The following is a 6,041-nucleotide window of genomic DNA, read 5'->3' on the forward strand; positions in this document are numbered from 1 at the left end:
AGCGTCTAGGACGCCGCGGGCTGCGCACGGCGTTCGAGCCATAGGGTGACGGGCCCGTCATTCACCAACGAGACGTCCATCTTCGCGCCGAAGACGCCCGTGGGCACGCGTTGTCCAAGCTGCTCTTCCAGCAACGCCACGAACTGCTCGTAGAGCGGCTCTGCCACGTGTGGCCTCGCGGCTTCGCTGTAGGAGGGGCGCGTCCCCTTCCTAAGGGAGCCGTAGAGCGTGAACTGGCTGACGACCAGGGCACCCGCCGACTCGCCAGCGGCGATGCGATCCAGAAGGGAGTGGTTCATCTGGCCGCCCTCGTCTGGAAAAACCCGCAACGACGCCACTTTTCTGGCGAGCCATGTGGCTTCGGCGAGGGTATCCGCGCGATGTACACCGAGAAGGACAAGCAGCCCCGTATCGATCGCCCCGGCCTGCTCCTGCGCGACTGTGACAGCCGCGCTACTCACACGCTGGACGAGGGCGACCATTAACTGCGCTGCACGCGGAGGAAGCCCGCGAACTTGTCGACGGCCTGCGCCCGATGCGAAATCGAGTTTTTGGTCGCTGCGTCCATCTCCGCGAACGTATGGTCGTGCCCTTCGGGCAAGAAGAGCGCGTCGTAGCCGAAGCCCCCGTTTCCGCGCTCGGCCTCGGCGATGGCCCCTTCGATGCTCCCCTCGAAGAGCCGAACGACCCCTTCGTCTGCGTAGGCAAGCACGGTGCGAAAGCGTGCGGCCCGGTCGTCCTGTCCGTCGAGGTCACTGATCAGCTTCGCGCGGTTGGCGGCATCATCGCTGGCGTCACCCGCGTACCGTGCCGAATGGACACCGGGCTTCATGTCGAGCATGTAGACTTCCAGGCCAGTATCGTCCGCAAGGGCGGGATGCCCGGTTGCCTGGTGCACGGCCATCGCCTTCTTTTTGGCATTGCCAGCCAAGGTGTCTTGGTCTTCGTCGACCTCTGGCACGTGCTCGAACTCATCCACGGTCACGATCTCGACATCGAGGCCGTCGAGCTTGGCACGGAGTTCTTGCACTTTGCCTGAGTTGCGAGTGGCGAGCACGAGGCGGAACGACATGGGCGGCGTGGGCGAGCTGTCAGCAGAAAGGCCATTGAGTACACAAGGTACACCGGCCTACGAATCAGCGCATGCGGGCTGAGCTCCTCCTAACCAAACCATCGAAACGGTCAAGAGCAAGGCGTCTTGCCAGACTCGAAGCGATGCGCTCGTTGAGGAACCCTTATCGACGCGTTCGGTATTCATCAATCTCTAAAACCAGTCCTTTGGTAGCCCTCAGCCTTCTTTTTAGCTTGAGTGGCTGTCCATGTCCCCCCGCTTCAACACACGAGGTATCCTTGTCCGTCGGCATCAAAGTTCGAGATAAAGAGAGCATCGACCGCGCGCTGCGCCGCTTCAAGCGCGCCGTCAACCGTGCTCGCGTCCTCCGCATCTACCGCGGCAAGATGGCGTTCACGAAGCCATCCGAGGAGCGCCGCCTTGCACGCAAGGCCGCAGCGAAAAACGCGCGCCGCCGCCGCTACTAGGCTGCCCGTCCAGCTACGCCTGCTGCGATTCCCGTGAGAGGGTGGTACCATCGGTGCCACCCTTTTGCTGTTGCTCTTCGCCTGCCCACTCACCATGCGCCTCGCGTTCTTCGTCTCTGGCGGCGGCTCCAACATGCAGGCCATCCTCGACGCCATCGCGAACGGATCGCTCCATGCTACCCCTGCCGTCGTCATCGCGGACAGGGCTGGAATCGGCGCGCTCGAACGTGCAGAGCGGTATGGATTGCCAACAGCCATCGTCCGTCCCCGTGACTTCTCCGCTGCTCACGACGGTTCTGCGCCCAACGGGACGTTTGGCGCGGCGCTGATGGAGGTGCTTCGAGGCTACCGCGTCGATACCATCGCGCTCGCGGGCTATCTGAAGCAGATCCCCTCCGTCGTCGTCCGCACGTACCGGCATCGGATGCTCAACGTCCATCCCTCGTTGCTGCCCGCGTTTGGCGGCCCCGGTATGTACGGACAGCGGGTGCACCAAGCTGTACTCGGCCACGGAGCAAAGTGGACCGGCGCCACCGTCCACTTCGTCGATGAGGACTACGACACGGGGCCCATCATCCTGCAAGAGCCTGTGCCGGTAGAGCCTGGTGACACGGCCCGGTCGCTTGCCGCCCGGGTGCTCCGAGCAGAGCATCGTCTGTTTCCTGAAGCGCTTCGGCTACTTGCCTCAGGGCGCCTCGTCGTAGACGGCCGCCGCGTCGAAATGAAAGCGGGCTGAGTCTTGAACTACGAGGCACACCGCGATGGAAGCGATAGCCAGGGTTTCGGATCTTCCACCAATCGCTCCTCGCCGCCTGACCTCGACCATCGTGATCCAGACCAAAGACCTCCCCGCCCCCGCCGACCACTATCCCGTTCGGCGGGCACTCCTTTCTGTGAGCGACAAGGCTGGCCTCGCCGAATTCGGACGACGCCTCGTGGCCCTCGGCGTCGAACTCGTGTCCACAGGCGGCACGGCTCGCGTGTTACGGGAGGCAGGGCTGCCCGTGACGGACGTGACCGAACTGACGGGCTCTCCGGAGATGCTCGACGGGCGGGTCAAGACCCTCCACCCTGTGGTGCACGGCGGCATTCTCCACCGCCGTACCGACCCCGACGACCTCGCCCAGCTAGAGAAGCACGGCATTCCTCCTATCGACCTGGTGGTGGTGAACCTCTACCCCTTCGGCGAGGCCGTGGCTCAGCCCAACATCACGGATGCCTTCGCCGTCGAAAACATCGACATCGGCGGGCCCACGATGGTGCGCGCTGCGGCCAAGAACTTCTTTTTCGTGGGCGTGGTCACCGACCCTGACGACTACGACTACATCGCCGACGAGCTCGAAGAGCACGATGGCGCGCTCTCGATGGCGACGCGCCGCCGCCTTGCCCACTGCGCGTTCGCTCACACGGCAGGCTACGACGCCGCCATTACTACCTACTTCGAACACTCGAGCCTCGGCGCGGCGCAGCGAGACGTGGAGGACGCACCCGACGACGCGCTGATCGACCTGCTCGACGAGGTGCCGCTCCTGCTCGAAGCCCCGATTGCGCCGCTCCGCTACGGCGAGAACCCGCACCAAGTCGCGGCGCTCGTAGGCGACGCCTCACCGTTTTACGAGAAGCTCCACGGCAAGGACCTCTCTTTCAACAACCTGCTCGATCTCGACGCCGCGCTGCGCCTCATCGACGAGTTCGAGGGCGACGTGCCGACGGTCGCGATTCTGAAGCACACCAACCCGTGCGGGGTTGGGCAAGCCGATACCCTGGACGCGGCGTACCGCAAAGCGTTTGCCACCGACCGCCAGAGCCCGTTCGGGGGCATCGTGGTGGTCAACCGCCCCCTCGACCTCGCGACGGCCGAGGCCATCAACGCGGTGTTTACGGAACTGATCATCGCACCGGGCTTCGAGGAGGGCGTGTTCGGCTTCCTTCAGAAGAAAAAGAATCGCCGCCTCATCGAGCGTCGGGCCCGTGCCAGTGAGGACGAGGTCGCCGACATTCGCGCCGTGGTGGGGGGCCTGCTCGTCCAGGGCCGCGATGCCGCCGTTGGCGCTCGCAGCGATTGGAGCGTGGCCACCGAGCGCGTGCCCAGCGACCGCGAATGGGCCGACCTCGCCTTCGCCTGGAAGGTGTGCAAGCACGTCAAGTCGAACGCCATCGTCTATGCCCGCAACGGAGCCACGTTGGGCATCGGCGCGGGGCAGATGAGCCGCATCGACGCGAGTGAAATCGCCGTGGCGAAGGGTGCGAAGTCCAGCCTGAACTTCGCAGGCTGCGTGGTCGCCTCCGACGCGTTCTTCCCGTTCGCCGACGGGCTGCTCGCTGCGGCCGACGCTGGGGCCGTGGCCGCCGTACAACCTGGCGGCTCTAAGCGCGACGCCGAGGTCATAGAGGCCGCCAACGCACGCCACATGACGATGGTGTTTACCGGCCAGCGGCACTTCCGGCACTAGCACCGGTGGGCAGCCAATCGCAAACCGGTGCTGGCTTCTACTCTTCGGTGATTGGGTATGCTCTCGCCGTACTCTCCTCAGCCACAACAACGAACCCGTCGCCCTCCCCTCGCCTCTCGTATATTTCTTCACACGTTTTCGGTAGCGCTTCCGCCTCCACCTAGCTTCATCCACGCATGAAAATCCCGTCGCTCGTCCTCCGCCAGCTCTACACCTTTGGCAGCCTCCAGAACCACAACGGCGGCGTTCGCTTCAGCCTCAAGAACCGCCTCTCCGACGTGCAGCTCGTTGGTCTCGATCAGGTCTCGATCAACGGCGAGCCAGTGCCGACGGACAACCTCCGTCTCACCCTCGATGACGGCACGTCGATGGCGCCGAGCGAGCTTTCGAGCACCAGCCCGTTGGTCTTCCCGCTCAAGAAAATCGTCCACATCGAAGCTGACGGGGTGAAGCTGGACGAGGGCGTGCACCGCCTCTCGATCGCGTTCGATGCCGACGGCTTCGGGCGGCTCGCGTTCAAGGTGAAAGACTCCATCAAGGAAGTCCCCGTGGACCGCGTGAAAGTCCCACGCGACCGCGACGATGACTACTCCGAGTCGGCCATTCAGACGCGCCAGAAGTTCGTTGAGGAGTACACGGGCGAGACGTACGAGCACATCTGGACGTGCAGCTACGACCCGCACATCACCGCAGGCAACTGCGAGCACTTCATCGGCAACGCGCAGGTACCGCTCGGCATCGCCGGGCCGCTGACGGTCCACGGCGAGTACGCCAAGGGCGACTTCATCGTCCCGATGGCGACGGCTGAGGGCACCCTGGTGGCGTCCTACAACCGTGGCATGAAGGTGCTCAACGACTCCGGAGGCGTCACCTGCACCGTCTCAGACGACTGCATGCAGCGCGCGCCCGTCTTCGTGTTCGAGAGCGCCCGCCAGGCCCGCGACTTCCGCACGTGGCTCGACGACCACTTCGAGACCATCGCCGAGCAGGCCGAGGCCACGACCTCCGTCGGCAAGCTGCTCTACATCGACACGTACCTCTCCAACAAGTTCGCATTCTGCCGCTTCAACTTCTCGACAGGCGACGCGGCCGGGCAGAACATGGTGGGCCGGGCAACCTTCGCCGCGTGCTCGTGGATCCTGGACAACAACGACCAGATCCGCCGCTTCTACCTGGAGAGCAACTTCGCCACGGACAAGAAGGCGAGCCAGGTCAACATCATGCGGACGCGCGGCAAGCGAGTCACCGCCGAATGCACCATCAAGGGCGATGTCCTGCGTCAGCTCATGCGCGTGGAGCCGAAGCAGCTCTACTACCACTGGGGCGTCGCGGGCAGTATCGGCTCGATCCTGTCGGGCGCGAACAACAACGGCCTCCACTCCCCCAACGGCATCACGGCGATGTTTATCGCGACTGGCCAGGACGTGGCGAATGTCTCGGAGTCCTCGGCGGCATTGCTCTATACCGAGCACACGCCCGACGACGACCTCTACATGTCGATCACCATCCCGAGCCTCATCATCGCCACGTACGGTGGTGGCACGAGCCTCGCCACGCAGCAGGAGTGCCTCAAGATGCTGGGCTGCGTGGGCCGCGACAAGGCCCGCAAGTTCGCCGAGATCGTCGCGGGCGTCGTGCTCGCGGGCGAGATCAGCCTCGCGAGTGCCATCTCGTCGCACGACTGGGTGAGCAGCCACGAGCAGTACGGCCGCAACCGCTAAACGACGGCTGCACTGGACTCAGCGCGGTAGGGCCTCTGCTCTGCCGCGCTTTTCGATTCCTTACCGTCCGTCCTCCATCACGCTGCGAGCGAGGCGGTAGGCCATGAATCCCGTAACGCCGTAGACGATGGCGTAGAGCGTATTGTCAAAGTTGTCAATCACAGCATCGTAGACGAGCGCGAGGACCCCTGCCGCCAGGCCACCGGCGATGGCGAAGATGAGAACGTAGGCGATCCAAAGGCCAACAGCGCGGCCTGGGGTGAGCTTGGACATGGCAGCAGAATAGCGTAGAAGAAGAGACGTGGCCTCCAAGATAGGCGATCTACGG

At 64.2% G+C, this 6,041-nt stretch carries 7 protein-coding genes; 4 read left to right on the forward strand and 3 right to left on the reverse strand.

What is annotated here, in order from left to right; genetic code table 11:
• Window positions 1-5 precede the first annotated feature (5 nt).
• Window positions 6-482 (reverse strand): D-aminoacyl-tRNA deacylase, encoded by a 477-nt coding sequence (dtd, locus tag AAFU51_02730; GenBank protein ID MEO1570165.1) that lies wholly within the window; start codon window positions 480-482, stop codon window positions 6-8.
• Window positions 482-1,072 (reverse strand): RdgB/HAM1 family non-canonical purine NTP pyrophosphatase, encoded by a 591-nt coding sequence (gene rdgB / locus AAFU51_02735; protein MEO1570166.1) that lies wholly within the window; start codon window positions 1,070-1,072, stop codon window positions 482-484. The genes dtd and rdgB overlap by 1 nt, the downstream gene beginning before the upstream one ends.
• A 278-nt stretch (window positions 1,073-1,350) precedes the next feature.
• Here rdgB and rpsU point away from each other — a divergent pair, with 278 nt between their 5' ends.
• The 4 genes from rpsU (at window position 1,351) to AAFU51_02755 (ending at window position 5,713) form a co-directional block, all read left to right on the forward strand.
• Entirely contained in the window at window positions 1,351-1,539 is a 189-nt protein-coding gene (gene rpsU, locus AAFU51_02740) for a 30S ribosomal protein S21 (protein MEO1570167.1), read from the forward strand.
• 94 nt (window positions 1,540-1,633) lie between these two features.
• Window positions 1,634-2,275: a phosphoribosylglycinamide formyltransferase gene (gene purN, locus AAFU51_02745; protein ID MEO1570168.1), complete on the forward strand. Its 642-nt coding sequence runs from the start codon at window positions 1,634-1,636 to the stop codon at window positions 2,273-2,275.
• Between the two features lie 91 nt (window positions 2,276-2,366).
• Window positions 2,367-3,992 carry a bifunctional phosphoribosylaminoimidazolecarboxamide formyltransferase/IMP cyclohydrolase gene (gene purH, locus AAFU51_02750; protein ID MEO1570169.1) on the forward strand — a complete coding sequence of 542 codons (1,626 nt, stop codon included), beginning with the start codon at window positions 2,367-2,369 and terminating at the stop codon, window positions 3,990-3,992.
• A gap of 176 nt (window positions 3,993-4,168) precedes the next feature.
• Entirely contained in the window at window positions 4,169-5,713 is a 1,545-nt protein-coding gene (locus tag AAFU51_02755) for a hydroxymethylglutaryl-CoA reductase (GenBank protein ID MEO1570170.1), read from the forward strand.
• Window positions 5,714-5,773: 60 nt separating this feature from the next.
• On the opposite strand, the gene AAFU51_02760 is transcribed toward AAFU51_02755, so the two are convergent.
• The gene (locus tag AAFU51_02760; GenBank protein MEO1570171.1) at window positions 5,774-5,986 is read right to left on the reverse strand and encodes a hypothetical protein; all 213 of its coding nucleotides are present in this window, start codon (window positions 5,984-5,986) and stop codon (window positions 5,774-5,776) included.
• Window positions 5,987-6,041 lie beyond the last annotated feature (55 nt).

Source organism: Bacteroidota bacterium (genome assembly GCA_039821555.1).
Taxonomy (GTDB): Bacteria; Bacteroidota; Rhodothermia; order Rhodothermales; family Rubricoccaceae; genus JBCBEX01.